Origin of the sequence: Bradyrhizobium symbiodeficiens, assembly GCF_002266465.3 — a bacterium.
GTDB lineage: Bacteria > Pseudomonadota > Alphaproteobacteria > Rhizobiales > Xanthobacteraceae > Bradyrhizobium > Bradyrhizobium symbiodeficiens.
Map to the genome: position 1 here is coordinate 705768 of NZ_CP029427.2, position 19786 is coordinate 725553.

A 19786-nucleotide genomic window follows, 5' to 3' on the forward strand; every position below is an offset into this window, starting at 1 on the left:
TCAGGCGGAATAGAGCCCCTTGTCTCGCGCCTTCTGAATCGCGAGCGCCGCGATCAGGTCGAGCGTCGGTGTCGACAGGCCCGCGGTGCGCGCGAAGGCGGCGGGCGCCTTCACCAGCACGTCGATCTCCATGGTGCGGCCAAGCTCGTAATCCTGCAGCAGCGAGGGTTTGTGGTTGGGGGCGGGGCCGCTGCGCGTCACGCGCTTGACCTCGGGGATGAAGTGCTGCGCGATGTCGTTGGCCTCGTTCAACATGCGCGGAATGACGTCTGCAAAGGCAGGGTCGTCGCGCACGCCGCGCGCGGTCTGGCCGGTGAGCAGGCACAGCACCGACAGCGACATGTTGATCAACAGCTTCGACCAGATCGCCTCGCGGATCTCGGCGACCGGCGGCGATTCCAGTCGCGCGTCGTTGAAGACGTTGCGCAGCTTGGTGATCCGTTTGCAATTGCGATCGTCGCATTCCCCGATCAGCAGGCGGTTGCGGTCCGGGGTGAGATTCTGCACCACGCCGGGCGCGGTCACCTCGTTGGAGGAGAAGACGACGCCGCCGATGATCCGCTCTTTCGGGATGCAGGCGCGCAAGCGTCCGCCGGGGTCGAGGAAGGACATGTCCGGCGGTGTCGGGTGCCGCGGCGGCAGGCCGATCCCGTACCACCAGGGAATACCGTTCTGGGCAAAGACGATGGCGGTGTCGTCCTGAAGCAGCGGCTTGAGGCTGGCGACCAGTCCCGTCAGCGCGGTCGCCTTCAGCGTGGAGATCACGACGTCCTGCGGACCGAGCTGGGCCGGATCGCCCGAGGCGTTCACCTTGGCGGAGACCTCGGAATCGCCGACGCGCAGTTTGAGGCCATTGGCCCGGACCGCCTCCAGATGCGCCCCCCGCATCACGCATGAAACATCATGACCGGCGCGCGCCAGCCGGACCGCGATGTGGCTGCCGACGGCGCCCGCGCCGAAAATGCAGATGCGCATGATGATTCCCTGGTCCCAAACTGTCGCCCGGCGCCACCATGACACAAGCCGCCATGCGATGGGCGCGACCGCCCCACGCTGGAAAGATATGGATCGGGATGCGTTGCCTCGGCCATAGTGCAGGGCAAACAATGACCGGAGGGATCGCCGATGACTGCCAGCCCCGTGCTGTGGACCCTTGACGAGCGAGGGGTTGCGACCGTCACGTTGAACCGGCCGGAGGTCAACAACGCCTATGACGGTGCGCTGATCGCGGGCGTGCTCGCGGCGATGGACGATCTCGGCAAGAAGCCCAACTTGCGCGTCGTCGTGCTCAGGGGAAACGGCAAGCATTTCCAGGCCGGCGCCGACCTCAAATGGATCAACGGCGTGCGGCCGCAATCGGCCGAGGCCAACGAGGCGGCCTCGCGCGCGACCTTCGAGGCCGTGCAACGGCTCAACACACTGCCGATTCCGACGGTCGCGCTGGTGCAGGGCGGCTGCTTCGGCGGCGGCACCGGCGTGATCGCAGGCTGCGACGTCGTGATCGCCGCGGACAATGCCCTGTTCTCGATCACCGAGGTGCGCTGGGGCCTGACGGCGGCGATCATCATCCCGCAGCTTTGCGATGCCATCGGCGTGCGCCAGGTCCGCCGCTACGCACTGACCGGCGAGCGCTTCGGTGCCGAGGACGCCCGCCGCATCGGTCTGGTCCACGAGGTGGTGCCGCTCGCCGATCTCGAAGTCGCCGGTGCCAAGGTGGTCGAGCAGCTGCTCGCCAACGGGCCGGAGGCGATGGCCGAGACCAAGAAGCTGGCGCTGGAGAGCTCGTTCGGCGGCATGGCGGTGGACGATGCGGCGTATGCGCGGCTCGTCCACCTGCATTCGCTCAAGCGCCAGAGCGCGGAAGCTGCGGAAGGGCTGGCCTCGTTTGCGGAGAAGCGGGCGGGGAATTGGGGCGGCGGGAAAGGCTGAACGTCAGCAGCCGCGGCAGATGTTGTTGATGCTGCGATAGACGGCATCGTCATCCTGTCGCATCTGGCGCAGCGTGTCGCGTGATTGGCCGTCATTGGCAGGTGCAACGGGCTTGCGCTTCGCGGCGAGCTCGTCCTCCTGCCGCTTGTAGCAGGCTTCGCGCTCGGGCTTGGCCTGGATGAAGCGGCAGCTTTGCTCCACGGCTGCGGCGGAAGAGGTTGAGATCGCGACGGCGACCAGGGCGGGCAGGGCGAATTTCAGGACTGTCGAATTCATGGCGGTCCTTCTCTCAGGTCCGTTGACCGAGGGCAACTGCCAACTTGACGGCGTGTAGTCCGGATGATCGAACCGATATCCGGGAATGCCGCGAGAAGTCCCGCATGTCGCTTCGCTCATGCGGGCTACCGCCACCGGGCCTACAGCGACGGCGCGAGTGACGCTTTCAGCAGGGTGAGCAGCGCCTGCACCGCGGCGGCGTTGCGCCGCCGCTCGGGGATCGCGGCCTTCACCCACAATTCCGGAATCGGAAAGTCGCGCAGCACCGGCTTGAGCGTGCCGTCGCGCAAGGCGTCGGCCACGAGATAATGCGACAGCAGTGCGATGCCGTTGCCGGCGATGGCGCTGCTCGCCAGCACATGGCCCTCGTTGGAGGAGAGCAGCGGGCTGACCTGGATGCTGATGCGGCCCCGCGGTCCGTCGAAGATCCATTCCGGGCCGGTCGGCAGAAAGCTGAGGCAGCGATGCTCGACGAGGTCGCGCGGGTGCTTTGGCGTGCCGTGCCTCTTCAAATAAGCGGGCGAGGCGCAGAGCAGCCGCTTCAGCGCGCAGAGCGGCTCGTCGATCACGCCGCCGAACGAATGCGGAAAGGCGCCGATCGCGATGTCGAATCCTTCGGTGACGGGATCGACCGGGCGATCGATCAGCACGATGTCGAGCTTCAGCTTCGGGTTCTGGGTCTGGAACGCGCTGAAAGCGTCCGCGAGCCGAGCCACGGTCAGCGAGGTCGGCGCCTTGATGCGTAGGTGATCGACGAGATCGTGGCCCTTCTCGCCCATGCGCGAGAGCAGGTCGGTGGCATCGGTCACCACGCCTCGTGCGCGATGCACATAGCGCTGTCCGGCCTCGGTCAGCCGCAACTGCCGGGTCGAGCGATGAAACAGCGGTGTGCCGATGCGCGTCTCCAGCTGTGTGACGCGCTTGGCGACGACCGAAGTCGAAACGTTGAGCTTTCGCGCAGCGGCGGAGAAGCCGGCCGCATCCGCGGTGGCAAGGAAGGCCTGGAGGTTCACGAGAATATCCATCTCGACCTTTCTCGATTCGCGAAAACTGATCGCGTATTTTGGTGGATTGTACCGTCTCTTGCGTTAATTCATAGTCGAACCCAAGCAAGAGATTTTGGGAAGGAACGCGCCATGCGGGCCACGATGATCGAAGAACCGGCACGACAGGTACCGCTCTATGGCGAATATGAAGTCGTCGTGCTCGGCGGCGGCCCGGCCGGCATCGTCGCCGCGGCCTCAGCCGCGCGCGCAGAGCGAAAGACGCTTCTGATCGAGCGCTACGGGTTCCTCGGCGGCATGGGCACCGCTGCCGGTGTCACCAATTTTTGCGGCCTGCATGGCAATGTCTACGGCCAGGCCCATCGCCTCGTGCAGGGCATGGCGTCCGAGCTGCTGGCGCGGATCGATCGGCTCAATGGCCTGAACACGCCGCATCTGATCCTCGGCAAGGTCTTTGCCCAGGCCTATGACACCGCGGCCTACAAGATCGCGGCGGACCAACTGCTGGCGAGCCACAAGGTGCACATCCTCTTCCACGCGCTCGGCGCCGGCGTGGTGATGGGCGACAACAGCCGCATCGACGCGCTGATGGTCGAGACCAAGGCCGGACGGCGGGCGGTGCGATCAGAGATCTTCATCGATTGCTCCGGCGACGGCGACCTCGCCGTCTGGGCCGGTGCGCCATTCGACATCGGCGATGCGCACGGCCATCCGATGTATCCCTCGATGATGCTCCGTCTCAACGGCATCGATCCTGACAAGGCGGGCGCTGCCTGGCGCACCATTCCGCATTTGATGGAAAAGGCGCTTGCCGCCGGCACCCACACATTCCCGCGCAAGAGCGCCATCGTACGGCCGCAGAAATCCGGCATCGAGTGGCGTGTGAACTTCACGCAAGTGGCGCGCGAGGATGGCCACGCCATCAACGGCGTCGAGCCCGACGATCTCACCCGCGGCGAGATCGAGGGCCGCAAACAGGCGCTCGCCGCGTTCGAATTCCTGCGCACCGTGCCCGGCTTCGAAAAGTCCTACATCGTCGACCTGCCGCCACAACTCGGCATCCGCGAGACCCGGCGTATCAAGGGCGGCTATCAGCTCAGCGGCGAGGACGTGCTCGGCTGCGCCTCCTTCGAGGACTCGATTGGCGTCAATGGCTGGCCGATCGAGGCTCACGTTCCCGGCGACGTCGTCTTCACTTTTCCACCGATCCCGGAGTCCCGCGGCTACAACGAGCTGCCGTATCGGATGCTGGTGCCCGAAGGTGTCGACAATCTGCTGGTCGCCGGCCGTTGCGCCTCGATGACCCACGAGGGCCAGTCCGCGGCGCGGGTCTCGGGGGCCTGTTTTGCGATGGGCGAGGCGGCCGGTTCCGCCGCTGCATTGGCACTCTCCGGAAACCGGATTCCACGCGACATCCCCATTGAAAAGTTGCAGGAAACATTGAAACAACAGGGCGCCTTCATCGGACGGGACCAGCCGGTGCCCGAGGGCCTGTAACGGACTGCAAGATAAACGGCGGCGGAGGAAGCAGGATGATCGGAATTGCGCGGCTCGCGGCAGCCAGTCTTTTGGCGATCATGGCGATGGGTACAGTCCATGCCGAGGATGCGCTGAAGGCCAGGATCGGCGTGCTCCGTCTGTCCTCTTCCGCGCCGGTCTTCATCGCGCAGGACAAGGGCTATTTTCGCGAGGCCGGCCTCGAGGTCGAGCTGAAATTCTTCGACGCGGCACAGCCGATCGCGGTCGCCACCACGTCGGGCGACGTCGATTTCGGCATCACCGCCTTCACCGCCGGTCTCTACAATCTCGCCGGCAAGGGCGTGCTGAAGGTGATCGGCGGCATGAGCCGCGAGAAGGCCGGCTATCCCCTGATCGGCTATTTCGCCAGCAACAACGCCTACGCGGCTGGATTGAAGACGCCGAAGGACCTCGCGGGCAAACGCGTGGCGATGACGCAGGTCGGCTCCTCCTTCCACTATTCGCTCGGCCTGCTCGCCGACAAATACGGCTTCAAGCTCGCGGACGTGAAGATCGTGCCGCTGCAATCGTTGTCCAATGCCGCCGCCGCGCTGAAGGGCGAGACCGTCGATGCGGCGCTGCTGCCGATCTCGACGGCGCGAAAGCTCACGGACGAAGGCGGAGCGAAATTCCTGGGCTGGGTCGGCGACGAAACGCCGTGGCAACTGGGTGCGGTGTTCGCCTCGCCGAAGATGCTGACCAACAAGGCGCTGGTGACGAAGCTGCTTGGCGCCTTGGCGAAGGCGGACCGCGAATATCACGACGTCATCCTCGCCGCGATGAAGGGCGGTGTTGCGCCGATCAACGACCAGACAAAGCCGCTGCTGGAGATCATCGCAAAGTACACCAACCTCCCGGTCGAGCAGGTGGTCGGCAATTGCGCCTATATCGATCCCGACGGCAAGCTCGACGTGAAGAACGTCGACAACCAGATCAAATGGCTGCAGGAGCAGGGCTTCGTCGACAAGGGCTTTGACGCGAACGCGATCATCGCCAAGGACTATGTGAAGGCGGATTGAAAGCGGGACGCAACTTATGGACCTGATCGCCAACCGCATCACTCATCGCTTCGGCGATCTCGCCGTGCTCGACGACGTCTCCTTCACGGTCGGCGCTGGCGAGGTGGTGGCGATTGTCGGGCCCTCCGGTTGCGGAAAGAGCACGCTGCTGTCGATCCTCGGTGGCCTGCTGCAACCGACATCGGGCGCGCCGGAGCTGCGCGGCGCACCGCCGGCGGGCAGCCTCAATCCGCTCACCTTCGTGTTCCAGGATTTCGCGCTGCTGCCCTGGGCGAGCGTCGAGGACAACGTCGAATTCCCGTTGCTGCACACTCAGCTCTCGGCCCCACAGCGCCGCGCGCTTGTCGACGATGCGTTGCGTCGCACGGGCCTGACCGATTTCCGCAACACCTATCCCAAGCAACTCTCCGGCGGCATGCGCCAGCGCGTCGGCATCTCGCGCGCGCTCGCGGTGAAGCCCGCCATTCTGCTGATGGACGAGCCGCTGTCGGCGCTGGATTCGCAGACCCGCGAGCTCTTGGTGGAGGATTTCGTCCGCCTGCTCGCCGACGGCGGCATGGGCGCGGTCTATGTCACCCATAATCTCGAAGAGGCGGCGCGGCTGGCCGACCGCATTGTGGTGCTGTCGCGGCGGCCGGGGCGCATTCGCGAGGTCGTGACCGTGCCGATGACGCGCAGCGAGCGCGGCGAAGCTGCGGCGCGCGAAAAATTGCTGGCGCTGCAGAACCAGATCTGGTCGCTGATCCGCAACGAGGCCATTGATGCAGAGCGCGAGGTCCAGCATGCTTGATCGCGCGGCGACTGACATTGCGAAGGACGGAGCGACGCGGCGCGTGCGGTTTCGCGGCGCCGGCTTTGTTCCCGCCAGCAGCCGTTTCGGCGGCTGGATCGCGCTCGCTCTGGTCATCGCGATCTGGCAGGCGGCGGGCAGCACCGGCCTCGTCAATGCGCTATTTCTGCCGACGCCCGCTGCAATCGTGCGCGCGATCTATCAGCTCGCGGTCTCCGGCGCGCTCTGGCAGCATCTCTCGGCGTCGCTGCTGCGCATCGGCGTCGGCTGGCTGCTCGGCACCGCGGCCGGCGTGGTGGTCGGCTTTGCCATCGGCCTCTCCCGACTGGCGCGCAGCGTCGGCATCACCTTCATCTCGGCGCTGTTCCCGATTCCGAAGATCGCGCTGCTGCCGCTCCTGATCCTCTGGCTCGGCATCGGCGAAGAGCCGAAGATCGCGACCATCGCGCTGGGGGTGTTCTTCTCGACCGCGATCTCGGTCTATAGCGGCGTCGACGCCGTGCCGCGCAATTTGATCCGCATGGCGCAGAGCTTCAACGTTCCCTTCGCCACCATCGTGCGCAAGGTGATCTGGCCCGGCGCGCTGCCCGCGATCCTCGCCGGCTTCCGCATCACCGCCTCGGTGGCGCTGCTGCTCGTCGTCAGCGCCGAGATGATCGGCGCGCAGTACGGCATCGGCGCCTTCGTGTTGCAGGCCGGCAATCTGATGCAGACGGATCAACTGCTCGCGGGCGTAGTGATCCTGTCGGTGTTCGGGCTGGCGGTGGGGAAAGTGATCAATCTGCTGGAGACGCGGTTGCTGCACTGGCGGTAGCGGCAATCACTGGCCCCGTAGGGTGGGTTAGCGAAGCGTAACCCACCACTTCTAACTCCGCAGAAAGCAGAGCGGTGGATTACGCCTTCGGCTAACTAATCCACCCCTACGAAACCCTCACGCATTGCCGCGATCTTCCCTGAACAAATCCAGCTTCTGCTGCACGGGCCGATCCGAGAAGCTGAACAGCACGGCGTCCTCATCCGCCTCGTGCGTGACCCAGTGCCAGCTCGGCACCACGAACAGATCGCGGGGACCCCATTCGAAGACCGCATCGCCGATGCGGCTGCGGCCCTTGCCCTCGATCGGGCAGAACACGGTCGCGTCAGTTGACCGATAGCGCGCGGTCTTGAAACCCTTGGGCAGCAGCTGGATGAAGGTGCCGATGGTCGGCATCGCGAAATCGCCGGTCTCGGGGTTGCTGAACTTCAGCTTCAGCCCGTGGCAGGCGTCCCACTCCTGGCTCGTGCGCGCCTTCTCCAGGGCTTCGCGGGTGTAGGCATAGGGATAGCTGAAGATCGGCGAGGTCTTCGAGTTGCGCTTGACGTCGACCGGCAGCAGATTGTGGCCGTAGCGCGCAAAGCTGTCGCCGGCGGGCTTCGTGATCTTCTGCTGATCTTCCTTCGAGCCTTCCGCAAAGGAGCAATCGAAGAACTGCACCAGGGGAATATCCAGGCCGTCGAGCCAGAACATCGGCTGATCGGTCTCGTTTGAATGATCGTGCCAGGTCATCGACGGCGTGATGATGAAGTCGCCCGGCTCCATCGCGGTGCGCTCGCCATCAACCGCGGTATGGGCACCCTTGCCTTCGAGCACGAAGCGCAGCGCGGACTGGCTGTGCCGGTGTGCCGGCGCGACGTCGCCGGGCACCACCATCTGCACGCCGGCATAGAGCGAGGTCGTGATCTTGGACTGGCCGCGCAGACCGGGATTCTCCAGCACCAGCACGCGCCGCTCGGCTTCCTTGGCGGTGATCAGTTTACCGGCCTCCGTCATGTAGTCGCGGATGACGTCAAATTTCCAGAGGTGCGGCCGGCAGGCGCTCTTCGGCTCCGGCGTGATCAGATCGCTCATCACCGTCCACAGCGCGGTGAGGTTTTCGCCATCGATCTTCTTGTAGAAGGCCTCGCGTTCCGGCGTCTTGGTCACGGCTTCCATGGCGGCGCTCCCGTTCGTTTTGTTGATTGACAGTATACTGACGGTCTAGGTAGCGTCAATGCGACGAACAAGAACGTAAGGGAGGTTTCGATGAAGCTGCACGGCTATTTCCGCTCCAGCGCCGCCTATCGGGTGCGGATCGCGCTGAACCTGAAGGGCCTCGGGGCCGAGCACCTGCCGCACCATTTGCGCAAGGGCGAGCAATGCGCGCCCGCTTATCTCGCGATCAATCCGCAAGGGCTGGTCCCGACGCTGGAGAACGATGGCGGCGCGGTGCTGACGCAATCGGTCGCGATCATCGAATGGCTCGACGAGACCCATCCCAATCCGCCGCTGCTGCCGAAGGATCCGCTGCGCCGCGCCAAGGTGAGGGCGTTTGCGCTGGCGATCGCCTGCGACACCCATCCGGTGCAGAACCTGAAAGTGCTGGCGCGGCTGCGCGAGCTCGGGCTGGCTGAAGAGAAGGTCCAGGACTGGGCGGCGTGGGTCAACCGCGAGGGACTGTCGGCCTGCGAGACGCTGATCCGGGACGAGCCCGGGCCGTTCTGCTTCGGCGATGCGCCGACGCTCGCCGATCTCTGCCTGGTGCCGCAGCTCGCCAATGCCCGCCGTTTCGGCGTCGATGTCTCGGCCTATCCTCGCCTGCTCGCGGCGGAAGCTGCCGCAAAGGCGCTCGCCGCGTTTGCTAATGCCGCACCGGAGAAGCAGCCCGATGCCGAGTAAGGCTTCTCCTCCCATCACGATCGATGCGGTCTATGCCGCGCCGGGCTATCTGTTCCGGCGCATGCAGCAGATCGCTGTCTCGATCTTCATGGAGGAGTGCAAGGCGTTCGATCTGACCCCGGTGCAATATGCGGCGCTGATCGCGATCCACACCCATCCCGGCATCGATGCCACGCGGCTGTCGGCGGTGATCGCCTTCGACCGCTCCACGCTCGGCAGCGTGATCGAACGTCTCCAGGCTAAGGACTATGTCGAACGCAAGCCGGCCCCCGAGGACAAGCGGATCAAGCTGCTCCATCTGACCAGATCGGGCGCCGCGATTCTGCGCGAGATCATCCCCGCGGTCGAACGCGCCCAGGCGCGCATGCTGGAGCCGCTCAAGCCGGCCGATCGCAAGACGCTGATGGGGCTTATGGTGCAACTCGTCGATCTCAACAACGAGGCGTCGCGCGTGCCGCTGCGGGCGGAGGACGCGCTGGAGCATCTGGGGAAGGCGGGGTGAGGGAAGTGAGGAAGGCGCCGCTGTTGCAAGAATAGAGGTGTCATTCCCCGCGGAGGCGGGGAATCCAGTACGCTGCGGCCTATCAGTTCAATCACAACTGTCTCGGAGTACTGGATCGCCCGCCTTCGCGGGCGAGGACCGCGGTTGTGTGGCGGCGTGAGCTGCGCTACTCGCCGCGGCCGCCCTCACATCCGCAGCAACGCCTGCCGGTCGATCTTCCCCGTGCCCGTCTTCGGCAGCTCGTCGGTGAAGATCACCTCGCGCGGATATTTGTAAGGAAGCAGCTTGCCCTTGACGTAATCCTGCAGCCGCCGCGTCGCTTCACTCCGGTCGGCGGTGCGATTGTTCATCACCACCACCGCCTTCAGCGTCATGCGCCGGTCCGGCAGCTCGGCGGCGAACACCGCGCATTCGCGGATGTCGGGATGATCAGCGAGGCACAGCTCGACTTCCAGCGGGTAGACCCACTGTCCGGAAATCTTGATGAGATCGTCGGCGCGGCCGCGGAAGAAGTGGAAGCCATCGGCATCGCGGATGAAGCGGTCGCCGGTGTAGATCCAGCCGCCCTGCCGAATCGTCTCTGCGGATTTGTCCGGCCTGTTCCAGTAGAGCGGCGTGTTGGAATCGCCGCGCACCCACAAGATGCCTTCCTCGTTGTCGCCGACGTCGCGTCCATCTTTGTCGCGCAGCGCCACCTCATAGCCGGGCACGCGCAGGCCGGCGGCGCCGAGCTTCTTCTGCTCGGGGCGGTTGGAGAGATAGATGTGCAGCACCTCGGTCGAGCCGAGGCCCTCGATGATCTCCAGGCCCGTGATCGCCTTCCAGCCGTTGAAGACCTCCGCCGACAGCACCTCCGCCGCCGAAAGCGACATGCGCAGCGACGAGAAATTGGTCTTGTCCGCGCCTTCGGCCTTGGTGAGGGACGTGTAGAGCGTCGGCAGGCCGAAGAAGACCGTCGGCTTGTACTGTTCGATCGCTGCAAAGATCGACGCGGGCTTCGGCTGGCCCGGCAGCAGCAGCGTTGCGGCGCCCGCAGAGAAAGGGAAGGTGACGGAGTTGCCGAAGCCATAGGCGAAGAAGATCTTCGGCACCGAGAAGCAGATGTCATCGGGCGTCAGCTTCAGCACGTTCTGCGCAAAGGCGAGCTCGCTATAGGCCATGTCGTGCTGGAGATGCACGATGCCCTTGGGCCGGCCGGTCGAGCCGGACGAGTACATCCAGAACGCCATCTCGTTGCGATGGGTGTCCGCTTCCTCCAGATCGGCCGGGAATTGCTCGAGCCAGTCCGCCGCCGCAAGCGCGCTCGGCGCGGCGTGATTGCCCGCCTTGCCGTTGACGACGATCAGCGTGCGCAGGCGCGTGTCCTTGCAAGCCTCTGCATTGAAGTGGCCACAGAACTCGGCCTCCGCCACCGCAACACTGGCTCCGGAATCGGCGAGGTAGAATTGCAATAGGTCCGGCGGCGTCAGTGTGTTGATCAGGAGCGGCACGAAGCCGGCCCGCACCGCGCCGAAGAACGCGGCCGGGTAGGCCGGCGTGTCGTCGAGAAACAGCAGCACGCGGTCGCCGCGTTGCAGGCCGAGCGATGCAAAGCCGTTGCCCCAGCGGCAAGCCTCGTCGCAGAGCTCGGCATAGGTCCGCGCGCCTGCCGCACCAATGAGCGCGACCCTTTCGCCACGGCCCTTGGCGAGATTGTCGAACAGCACGCGGCTGGCGTTGTAAAGTTCCGGAACGGCAAAGCCGATCTCGCGCGCGCCCTCGCTGTCGGCGGGCACCTGGTCGAAAATCTCGTTGCTCATGCCTCGTCCCCGCCGTTCCTGGCGGCCTCGTAACGCGCCATGAAGGCTGGCGACATGTGGCGCAGGCGTGCATCGTCGATGCGGCCGGAGCGGGTGATGTAGCTATAGGCGAAGTCCATCAGGCCCTGCTGCATGTGCTGGGCAAATTGCTCGTACCAGAAGGCGCTGGTGCGCGCGGCGTTGACGAGCTTCTGCACCACGGGCTTGCGCGCGGCCTGGTAGCGATGCAGTGCGGTCGCAAGATGCGCATCCGATTCCAGCGCCTTGACCAGCGCGATGGCATCTTCGATCGCGAGCCGCGTGCCCGAGCCGATCGAGAAATGCGCGGAATGCAGGGCATCGCCGATCAGCACCATGTTCTTGAACGACCAATGCTCGTTCCAGACCCAGGGGAAGTTGCGCCAGACCGATTTGTTGGAGACGAGGCAATGGCCGCCGAGCGTGTCCGCGAACACCTCTTCGCAGACGCCCTTGGACTGCTCGACGTCCTTGTAGGCGAAACCATAGGCCTGCCAGGTCGCGTGGTCGCATTCGACCAGGAAGGTGCTCATGGCCGGCGAGTAGCGGTAGTGATGGGCGTTGAAGGCGCCGCGATCGGTCTTCACGAAGGTCTGCGACAGCGTGTCGAACCGCTTCGAGGTGCCGTACCAGACGAACTTGTTGGAGGAGTAGGACAGCGAGGTGCCGAAATCACCTTCGAAGGTGCGGCGGACCAGCGAGTTCAGCCCGTCCGCGGCAACGATCAGATCATATCCGTTGAGCTGGTCGACGGCCTGAATCTGCGTATCGAAGCGCGGCGTGACGCCGACGTCGATCGCGTGCTGCTGCAGGAACCGCAGCAGCTCGAGCCGCCCGATCGAGGAGAAGCCGACCCCGTCGATGGCGACGCTGTCGCCGCCGAGGTTCAGCGTGATGTTCTCCCAGCTCTCCATGTGCGGCGCGATCGCGTCGACCGTCTCGGGGTCGTCGGCGCGCAGGAATTCCAGCGCCTGGTCGGAGAACACGACGCCAAAGCCCCAGGTCGCGTCGGCCGGGTTCTGTTCGAACAGGTCGACCTGATCCTCGGGATGACGCTTCTTCCAGAGATAGGCGAAGTAGAGCCCACCGGGCCCCCCGCCAATCACGGCGATCCGCAAATTCTGCCTCCCTAATTGACAGTATACTTACTATCTAGGGGTAGACTAATGTGCTCCAGCGGCCCGCGCCAGCGGAATTATCGGCCGAGCGCAGGCGCGCCGGGCGCATCTTTGGACACACTTTTTGCGCGTGTCCCGAAACCGTCAGGTCCGAAGCATAGCCAAACCGCGCCGGGTTGGCCATCGTACCGTCAGACGCAGCGCTTTACGTAGACCCCGTTCACCAGGACCCTGGTGCAGCGGACCACCGGAACCGGCTTGCGGACCACGACGGCCGCGTTCGGTCCGGCACAGCCGGCGCGATAGACCCCGCGAGCGCACACCACCGCATTGGCGTCGGTGGCCTCGAACGTCATGGTTGCGGCGAAGGCGAAGAGTGCAGAAGCAACCAGCAGCAATGAACGCATGTTGTCCTCCCGGTCTTGTCGTCGATGAAATCGGATATCTGCAAAGGATTTGTCGTTGCAGGCGTGCGGAAATTCATGCGCACGCCGTTCGTCATTGTTGCGCGCCTTGGCGCGTGCGCTGCCTTATCTCGCCGCGAAGGGCGCGAGCACGTCCCTGCAGGCCGGCGACAGCGATGCCGCCCTGTTGGAAAGGCACTGTATGATGCGGCCGCCGCCTGGCGCCACGCCGGCGCAGACCGTGCGGATATCGGCGCCGCAGGCGGAGCGGGCGATGAACAGCTCCTCGCGCGGCAGTAGCGGGCGCAGGACGATCACGGTTGGCGCGGCCGCCGGTGCAGCTGCCGCCGCAGGCGCCGCGCCCGCGGGTACTGCCGTTGCCGCCGCGCTACCGCCGGCTGCGGCGCTGACGGCCTTCTCGCAGGCCGGTGACACCCTGGCCTTGTTCTTCTCCAGGCATTCGAGCGCCGCCGCGCCGCCCGGCGGCACGCTGGCGCACACCTTGGGATAATCGGTGCGGCACGCACTCTTGACCGCTGCGATCTCCGCGCTGCTCGGTTGCTTCGCCGCAGCCGCCTTCGGCGCCGGCGCGGCGGCGGGCTTTGCTGCGGGGGCGGAGTCAGCCTTCGGTGCGGCAGGCGCCGCCTCGGCTTTGGGTGTCGCTTCCTTGGGCGCAGCCTCGGTCTTCGGCGCCGCCGGAGCGGCCTCTGTCTTTGGAGGCGCAGCAGGCTCGACCGCGCTAACCGCGGTCTGGCATCCGCCCGACAGGCTCGACATGTTCTTCTTCAGGCATTGATATGCTTCCACGCCGCCGGGCGTCACGCTCGCGCAATGGGCCATGAAGTCCGAGCGGCATGCGGAGCGGATAGCGCTCTTCTGGGCGTCGGTCGGCGCTTGTGCGAACGTGCCTGTTGCAGTTGCGAAGAGCGTTGCCGCCAGCACCGCCGTGCGCGTTGACGCATGTTTCAACGTGTTGAACATTTGAATGAATTCCTGCCCTGTCGGTAACGCCGAAGCTTATCAAAAATGATGCAAAAAATCGTGGCGCGTGAAGCGGCATCTTTGGCCGCTTCTGCTTCTGCCGCAAGTCGATATTGCGGGCGCGATTGCGACGTAAATACGTCGTCAGAGCCTGACCATCCGTTTGCCGCGGTTCTCGCCCGCAAGCAATCCGATCAGCGCCTTCGGCGTGTTCTCAAGGCCGTCGATGATGTCTTCCTGTACCTTCAGTCTGCCGGATTTGACCCAGCCCTGCAGCTCGGCGAGCGCGCGCTGGCTCTCCTTCATGTAGTCCATCACGATGAAGCCCTGCATGACGAGCCGCTTCACCACGATCAGGCCCGGCACGCCGCGCGGTCCGTGAGCGGCAGGCACGCCGTCATATTGCGAGATCGCGCCGCAGCAGGCGATGCGGCCGTAATTGTTCATCTGCGGCAGGCAGGCTTCGAGAATGTCGCCGCCGACATTATCGAAATAGACGTCGATGCCTTTCGGCGCCGCCGCGCGCAGCGCCTTGAAGACCGCGCCGTCCTTGTAGTCGACGGCGGCATCGAAGCCGAGCTCGGAGGTCAGCCAGTTGCACTTGTCGGCGCCGCCGGCGATGCCGATCACGCGGCATCCCCTAATCTTGGCGATCTGCCCGACGATCGATCCGACCGAGCCCGCGGCCGCGGAGACCACGACGGTCTCGCCCTCCCGGGGGTTGCCGATCTCCAGCAGGCCGAAATAGGCGGTGAGGCCGGCGATGCCGAACACGCTGAGCAGATGCGTCATCGGCTCGAGCTTCGGCATCTTGGTGAGATGCTTTGCCGGCACCGTGGCAAACTCCTGCCAGCCGGTGTCGCCGAACACGATGTCGCCCGCCGCAAGCCCGTCGGCCTTCGAGCTGACGACCTCGGCAATGGCCCCGCCGGCCATCACGCTGTTCGCTTCGACGGCGGAGCGATAGGTGGCGCCGTGCATCCAGGCGCGGTTGGCGGCGTCGAGCGAAATGTATCGCACGCGGAGCAGGACTTCGCCGTCCTTCGGCTCCGGCACTGTGCTCTCCACCATCTTGAAATGTTCGGGGCCGAGCTTGCCGCTGGGTTTTTCGACCAGCAAAATCTGGCGATTGACGTTGCCGCTCATGGCGTTTCCCTCTTTGAATGTCTTGACGATTATTGAAGCAGCCGCCGCAAACAAAACGTGCAGGCCGCATGCGTTGTGCGCTGCATGAAGGCTAGAGCCCGGCGTTCCATTTCACAACGGGAACATCCGGCCAACGCGGTCACACGCAAAGCGTGTTGCGTCGTCGTGATAACTGCGACATCATGAAGCGCCGGTGTACGCAGGGGTAAACGATGTCGAACAGGTTTACGCAATACATTCTGGCGGCGATGGTGCTCGGCATCGTCATGGGGGCGGCGATCTACAACTTCCTGCCGGATACCCGCGGCGAGTGGGCGTCTGCCATCAACCTGATCGCCATGATGTTCCTGCGCCTGATCAAGATGATCATCGCGCCGCTGGTGTTCGCGACCCTGGTCGGCGGAATCGCCCATATGGGCTCGGGCTCCAAGCTCGGCCGCATCTTCGCCAAGACCATGGGCTGGTTCATCAGCGCCTCCTTCATCTCGCTGCTGCTGGGCCTCATCATGGTCAATCTGCTGCAGCCCGGCGCGAATTTCCCCGGCACGCTGCCTGCGGCGGGCCAATCGACCGGCCTGCCGGTCTCGGCCTTCTCGATCGAGAAATTCCTCACCCATCTGATCCCTACCTCGATCGCGGATGCGATGGCGCAGAACGAGATCCTGCAGATCGTGATCTTCGCGGTGTTCTTCTCGGTGGCGATGGGCTCGATGCCCGAGCGCTCCAAGCCGATCCTGGCGATGATCGACGACATCGGCCACATCATGCTGAAGGTGACGAGCTACGTGATGCTGTTCGCGCCGCTCGCGGTGTGGGCCGCCATCACCGCGACGGTGGCCAAGAACGGCCTCGCCGTGCTCTGGAAGCTCATCGTCTTCATGGGCGGCTTCTATCTCTCGCTGATGATCCTGTGGGCCATCCTGGTCATCGTCGGCTTCATCGTGATCGGGCCGCGCTACAGCCATCTTCTGAAGCTGGTCCGCGAGCCGCTGATGATCGCGTTCTCGACCGCAAGCTCGGAAGCCGCGTATCCGAAGACGCTGGAGGCGCTCAATCGATTCGGTGCCTCGTCGCGGATCTCGAGCTTCGTGCTGCCGCTGGGTTATTCCTTCAACCTCGACGGCACGATGATGTATTGCACGTTCGCGGCAGTCTTCATCGCCCAAAGCTACCACATCGACATGCCGCTCGGCACCCAGCTTGCGATGCTGGCGACCCTGATGATCACCTCGAAGGGCGTCGCCGGCGTGCCGCGCGCCTCCCTAGTCGTGATCGCCTCGACGCTGTCGCAATTCAACATTCCCGAGGCGGGCCTCTTGATGATCATGGGCATCGACACCTTCCTCGACATGGGCCGCAGCGCCACCAACGTGATCGGCAACACGCTGGCGACCTCGGTCGTGGCGAAATGGGAAGGCGAGCTCGGGCCCGAGCATGCGATGGGACCTGATGATGCCGTGCCTGATGACATGATTCCCGGCGAAGTGCCCGCGATGGCCGGCCATGGGTAGGAGCGAACCATGGGCCAGATATCGGCGAGGTCACTGACCTCAGGCGGCTTGCTACTTGCGGCATCGTTGCTCGCGACCTCCTTGTTCGCGACCTCGGCATTCGCGCAGACCGGCGGCGAAGGGCTCAGCCCGACGCTGGCGGCCGTCAAGAAAGCGCATACCGTGCGGCTCGGCTATCGCGAGAGCTCGCCGCCGTTCTCCTTCGTCGACCAGTCGGGCCGTCCGATCGGCTACAGCCTCGAGCTCTGCGAGGCGATCGTCGAGGAGATCGGCGTCGAGGTCGACGATCCCAATCTGAAAATCGATTACGTCAAGGTCACCTCGGACGACCGCATCGACGCCGTGCTGGCGAACAAGATCGACCTGGAATGCGGCTCGACCACCGCGAACGCGGAGCGCGGCAAGCGCGTCGCGTTCTCGCCGCTGATGTTCGTCGCCGGCACCAAGCTGATGGTGCCGAAAGCATCCAGCGTTCAGTCGCTGACCGATCTGAAGGGCAAGACCGTCGTGGTGACCAGGGGCACCACCAATGAGCAGGCGATCCAGGCGGCGGACAAGAAATTCTCGCTGGGCCTCACCATCGTCACCTCTCCCGACCACGAGCAATCCTACCAGATGCTCGTCGACGGCAAGGCCGATGGGTTCGCAACCGACGACATCCTGCTCTCCGGCCTGATCGCGCGCCACAAGGCGCAGGACAAGTTTCGCGTCACCGGCGATTATCTGTCCTACGACCCCTACGGCATCATGTTCAAGAAGGGCGAGCCGCAGCTCGCGGCCGTGGTCGATCGTGCCTTCCGCAAGCTCGGCTCCAACCGCGACCTCGTCCCGCTCTACAACAAATGGTTCACCGCACGGCTTCCGACCGGAGAACGTCTGAACGTGCCGATCTCGCTGCAGCTGGAAGAGGCGTTCAAGGCGATGGACGATTCAGCGAGCGCGAATAATTGAAGGGTGGGCTCGCTGCACCTTCTCCCCTTGTGGGCTCGCAAGGGGAGAAGGATTTGCACTGAGCGCTAGGCTTCAGCCTTTTCCAAACACCCGGTCCAGCGCCGCGTCATACGCCGCCTGCACCAGCTCGGGATGCAGCTTCCCCAGCGCCTCCATCATCACGCCGGAATTGATCTCGAGCGCGCGCCACTCGCCATCCACGCGCACCACGTCGATCGACGCAAAGGTGATGCCGACGGCGCGCGCGGCGTCGATCGCGAGCTTGACGCAGGCCGTTCGAACCTCGCCGTCCTCCAGCAACACCGGCTTTGCGCCGGCATCGAGATTATGTCGCCAATCCGTGCCGCGCTGCTTGCTGTAGACGACGAGGGGCCGCTCATCGAGTAGCACGACGCGCACCTCGTTCTCGATCGCGACGTAGGGCGAGATCACGAGCCCTGTGCTCATCGAAAACACCTCGCCGGCCGCGTGGTCGAGCTCCGTCTCCGTCGTCACCTTGAACACCGAGCGCCCCGACGTTCCCTCGTTCGGCTTGACCACCACGCCTTGCGGATGGTCGTGAAGCAGTTCGAGCATCGCCTGACGCCAGCCAGCGCCAACGACCTTCTCGCCCAGCTTCGGGTTGAGAAAGAGATGATGCGGAATGCTGGGCACGCCCGTAAGCGCCAGCGCTTCTGATGTCGCCGATTTGTCGTTGGCGAGGCGATGCGCGATGGAGCTGTTGAGGCCAATGTCGTAGCCGAAGGCGAAGCGCCGCTCATCGCCGCGGCGCATCGCGATCAGCCAGCCATCGGCGCGGACGTCGACCGCGATGCCATGCTCCGCGCCATAACGCCTGATCGCCTGGACGAAAATTCGCTCGCCGCTTGCCGCCATGTGCTTCTGTCGTGTTTCAGGCGTTCCTGGCGCCAAAAGCCGCAAAAATGCGGGGATCGGCGCCAAACCGAGGTGAAAGTCAGAGCTATTCTTAATGAAATTATCGCGAGCGCGATGGAAATTAAGTGCTGCATTCGAGCGCCGCAGGGAAAAGAAATTGCCCACCGCGCGCGCCCGGCAGCATATTCATTAACAATACGGACAATTCCGCCGCAAATGCCGATTTGACCGGCATCAATTGCATCCGGAACGAGGTTGATTATTGGTCTCAATGGCGTAGATCACACACGCGAAATCCTCCGCCATGGCAATGGTGTCCGCCCGGTTTCAGGGCCGGGCAACGCTTTTGCCCTAAAACCGCAATTATTCGGAATATCGAAAATCATGAGCGCGTTTTACCGAGAGAAGGTTCTTTCCGTCCAGCACTGGACCGACACGCTGTTCAGCTTCCGCGCCACGCGCGATTCCGGCTTCCGTTTCCAGAACGGCCAGTTCGCGATGATCGGCCTCGAGATCGACGGCCGTCCGCTGCTGCGCGCCTACAGCATGGCGAGCGCCAACCACGAGGAAGAGCTCGAGTTCTTCTCGATCAAGGTGCAGGACGGCCCGCTGACCTCGCGCCTGCAGAAGATCAAGGAAGGCGACACCATCCTGGTCGGCCGCAAGGCGACCGGCACGCTGATTACCGACAATCTGCTTCCTGGCAAGCGCCTGATGCTGCTCTCGACCGGGACGGGCCTCGCGCCGTTCGCGAGCCTGATCAAGGATCCCGAGGTCTATGACCAGTTCGAGTCCATCGTGCTTGTGCACGGCTGCCGCCAGGTCTCGGAGCTTGCCTATGGCGAGAAGCTGGTCGCCTCCTTGCGCGAAGACGAGCTGTTCGGCGAGCTGCTCGCCGATAAGCTGATCTATTACCCGACCGTGACCCGCGAGCCGTTCAGGAATCGCGGCCGTATCACCGACCTCATCAGTTCCGAGCAGATCTTCAACGATATCGGGCAATCGCCGCTCGACATCGCAACCGACCGCATCATGATGTGCGGCAGCCCGGGGATGCTGGAAGAGCTGAAGGTGATGTTCGAAGGCCGCGACTTCATCGAAGGCAGTGGCAACAAGCCCGGCCATTTCGTGATCGAGAAGGCGTTCGTCGAGCGGTAAGCTCCGGCCGCGGTCTCGTGCCCCGGACGCAGTGCAGCGCCCTTTCGGCGATGCGCTGCAGAGCCGGGGCCATCTCGCCATCTCGGATGCT

General features: G+C 64.4%; 20 protein-coding genes. 10 read left to right on the plus strand and 10 right to left on the minus strand.

Features of this window, described 5'->3' with window-relative positions:
* A complete protein-coding gene (locus tag CIT39_RS03270; protein ID WP_094973415.1) occupies window positions 1-975 on the minus strand; it encodes a ketopantoate reductase family protein in 975 nt (324 codons plus the stop codon).
* A 150-nt stretch (window positions 976-1125) separates the two neighbouring features.
* Between CIT39_RS03270 and CIT39_RS03275 the strand changes: the two genes are divergently transcribed.
* Window positions 1126-1929 (plus strand): enoyl-CoA hydratase-related protein, encoded by an 804-nt coding sequence (locus CIT39_RS03275; protein WP_094973414.1) that lies wholly within the window; start codon window positions 1126-1128, stop codon window positions 1927-1929.
* Between the two features lie 3 nt (window positions 1930-1932).
* On the opposite strand, the gene CIT39_RS03280 is transcribed toward CIT39_RS03275, so the two are convergent.
* Both CIT39_RS03280 and CIT39_RS03285 read right to left on the minus strand, forming a co-directional pair.
* Complete coding sequence (locus tag CIT39_RS03280) at window positions 1933-2205, minus strand: hypothetical protein (RefSeq protein WP_094973413.1); 273 nt, start codon at window positions 2203-2205, stop codon at window positions 1933-1935.
* Window positions 2206-2345: 140 nt separating this feature from the next.
* The gene (locus CIT39_RS03285) at window positions 2346-3230 is read right to left on the minus strand and encodes a LysR family transcriptional regulator (protein WP_094973412.1); all 885 of its coding nucleotides are present in this window, start codon (window positions 3228-3230) and stop codon (window positions 2346-2348) included.
* Window positions 3231-3341: 111 nt separating this feature from the next.
* On the opposite strand from CIT39_RS03285, the gene CIT39_RS03290 reads away from it, so the two are divergent.
* From CIT39_RS03290 to CIT39_RS03305, 4 genes are read left to right on the plus strand one after another with little or no spacing between them, the layout of a single operon-like run.
* Complete coding sequence (locus CIT39_RS03290; protein WP_094973411.1) at window positions 3342-4706, plus strand: FAD-dependent oxidoreductase; 1365 nt, start codon at window positions 3342-3344, stop codon at window positions 4704-4706.
* 35 nt (window positions 4707-4741) lie between these two features.
* Window positions 4742-5746, plus strand: coding sequence for an ABC transporter substrate-binding protein (locus CIT39_RS03295; protein ID WP_094973410.1), 1005 nt, complete (start codon window positions 4742-4744; stop codon window positions 5744-5746).
* Window positions 5747-5762: 16 nt separating this feature from the next.
* Window positions 5763-6536 carry an ABC transporter ATP-binding protein gene (locus CIT39_RS03300; RefSeq protein WP_094973409.1) on the plus strand — a complete coding sequence of 258 codons (774 nt, stop codon included), beginning with the start codon at window positions 5763-5765 and terminating at the stop codon, window positions 6534-6536.
* Window positions 6529-7350: an ABC transporter permease gene (locus CIT39_RS03305; RefSeq protein WP_162308323.1), complete on the plus strand. Its 822-nt coding sequence runs from the start codon at window positions 6529-6531 to the stop codon at window positions 7348-7350. Before CIT39_RS03300 ends, CIT39_RS03305 begins: the two co-directional genes overlap by 8 nt.
* Window positions 7351-7467: 117 nt before the next feature.
* On the opposite strand, the gene gtdA is transcribed toward CIT39_RS03305, so the two are convergent.
* Entirely contained in the window at window positions 7468-8508 is a 1041-nt protein-coding gene (gene gtdA / locus CIT39_RS03310; protein ID WP_094973407.1) for a gentisate 1,2-dioxygenase, read from the minus strand.
* A gap of 90 nt (window positions 8509-8598) precedes the next feature.
* Between gtdA and maiA the strand changes: the two genes are divergently transcribed.
* Together maiA and CIT39_RS03320 are read left to right on the plus strand one after the other, a co-directional pair.
* Window positions 8599-9231: a maleylacetoacetate isomerase gene (gene maiA / locus CIT39_RS03315; protein ID WP_094973406.1), complete on the plus strand. Its 633-nt coding sequence runs from the start codon at window positions 8599-8601 to the stop codon at window positions 9229-9231.
* The gene (locus CIT39_RS03320) at window positions 9221-9733 is read left to right on the plus strand and encodes a MarR family winged helix-turn-helix transcriptional regulator (RefSeq protein WP_162308324.1); all 513 of its coding nucleotides are present in this window, start codon (window positions 9221-9223) and stop codon (window positions 9731-9733) included. The genes maiA and CIT39_RS03320 overlap by 11 nt, the downstream gene beginning before the upstream one ends.
* A 185-nt stretch (window positions 9734-9918) precedes the next feature.
* Here the strand turns inward: CIT39_RS03320 and CIT39_RS03325 are convergent, their stop codons facing one another.
* The 5 genes from CIT39_RS03325 to CIT39_RS03345 all read right to left on the minus strand — a co-directional run bounded on the left by CIT39_RS03325 (window position 9919) and on the right by CIT39_RS03345 (window position 15199).
* Window positions 9919-11532, minus strand: coding sequence for a benzoate-CoA ligase family protein (locus CIT39_RS03325; RefSeq protein WP_094973404.1), 1614 nt, complete (start codon window positions 11530-11532; stop codon window positions 9919-9921).
* Window positions 11529-12668: an FAD-dependent monooxygenase gene (locus CIT39_RS03330; RefSeq protein ID WP_162308325.1), complete on the minus strand. Its 1140-nt coding sequence runs from the start codon at window positions 12666-12668 to the stop codon at window positions 11529-11531. The genes CIT39_RS03325 and CIT39_RS03330 overlap by 4 nt, the downstream gene beginning before the upstream one ends.
* Window positions 12669-12859: 191 nt before the next feature.
* Window positions 12860-13075 (minus strand): hypothetical protein, encoded by a 216-nt coding sequence (locus CIT39_RS03335; RefSeq protein ID WP_094973403.1) that lies wholly within the window; start codon window positions 13073-13075, stop codon window positions 12860-12862.
* 123 nt (window positions 13076-13198) lie between these two features.
* A complete protein-coding gene (locus CIT39_RS03340; RefSeq protein ID WP_094973402.1) occupies window positions 13199-14053 on the minus strand; it encodes a cysteine rich repeat-containing protein in 855 nt (284 codons plus the stop codon).
* A gap of 144 nt (window positions 14054-14197) precedes the next feature.
* Complete coding sequence (locus CIT39_RS03345; protein ID WP_094973401.1) at window positions 14198-15199, minus strand: NADP-dependent oxidoreductase; 1002 nt, start codon at window positions 15197-15199, stop codon at window positions 14198-14200.
* Between the two features lie 212 nt (window positions 15200-15411).
* Between CIT39_RS03345 and CIT39_RS03350 the strand changes: the two genes are divergently transcribed.
* Window positions 15412-16710 carry a dicarboxylate/amino acid:cation symporter gene (locus CIT39_RS03350; protein WP_094973400.1) on the plus strand — a complete coding sequence of 433 codons (1299 nt, stop codon included), beginning with the start codon at window positions 15412-15414 and terminating at the stop codon, window positions 16708-16710.
* A gap of 9 nt (window positions 16711-16719) precedes the next feature.
* Window positions 16720-17661 (plus strand): amino acid ABC transporter substrate-binding protein, encoded by a 942-nt coding sequence (locus tag CIT39_RS03355; RefSeq protein WP_094973399.1) that lies wholly within the window; start codon window positions 16720-16722, stop codon window positions 17659-17661.
* Window positions 17662-17733: 72 nt separating this feature from the next.
* Here the strand turns inward: CIT39_RS03355 and CIT39_RS03360 are convergent, their stop codons facing one another.
* Window positions 17734-18537: an ATP-grasp domain-containing protein gene (locus CIT39_RS03360; RefSeq protein ID WP_094973398.1), complete on the minus strand. Its 804-nt coding sequence runs from the start codon at window positions 18535-18537 to the stop codon at window positions 17734-17736.
* Between the two features lie 384 nt (window positions 18538-18921).
* Here CIT39_RS03360 and CIT39_RS03365 point away from each other — a divergent pair, with 384 nt between their 5' ends.
* Window positions 18922-19695, plus strand: coding sequence for a ferredoxin--NADP reductase (locus CIT39_RS03365; protein ID WP_094973397.1), 774 nt, complete (start codon window positions 18922-18924; stop codon window positions 19693-19695).
* Window positions 19696-19786 lie beyond the last annotated feature (91 nt).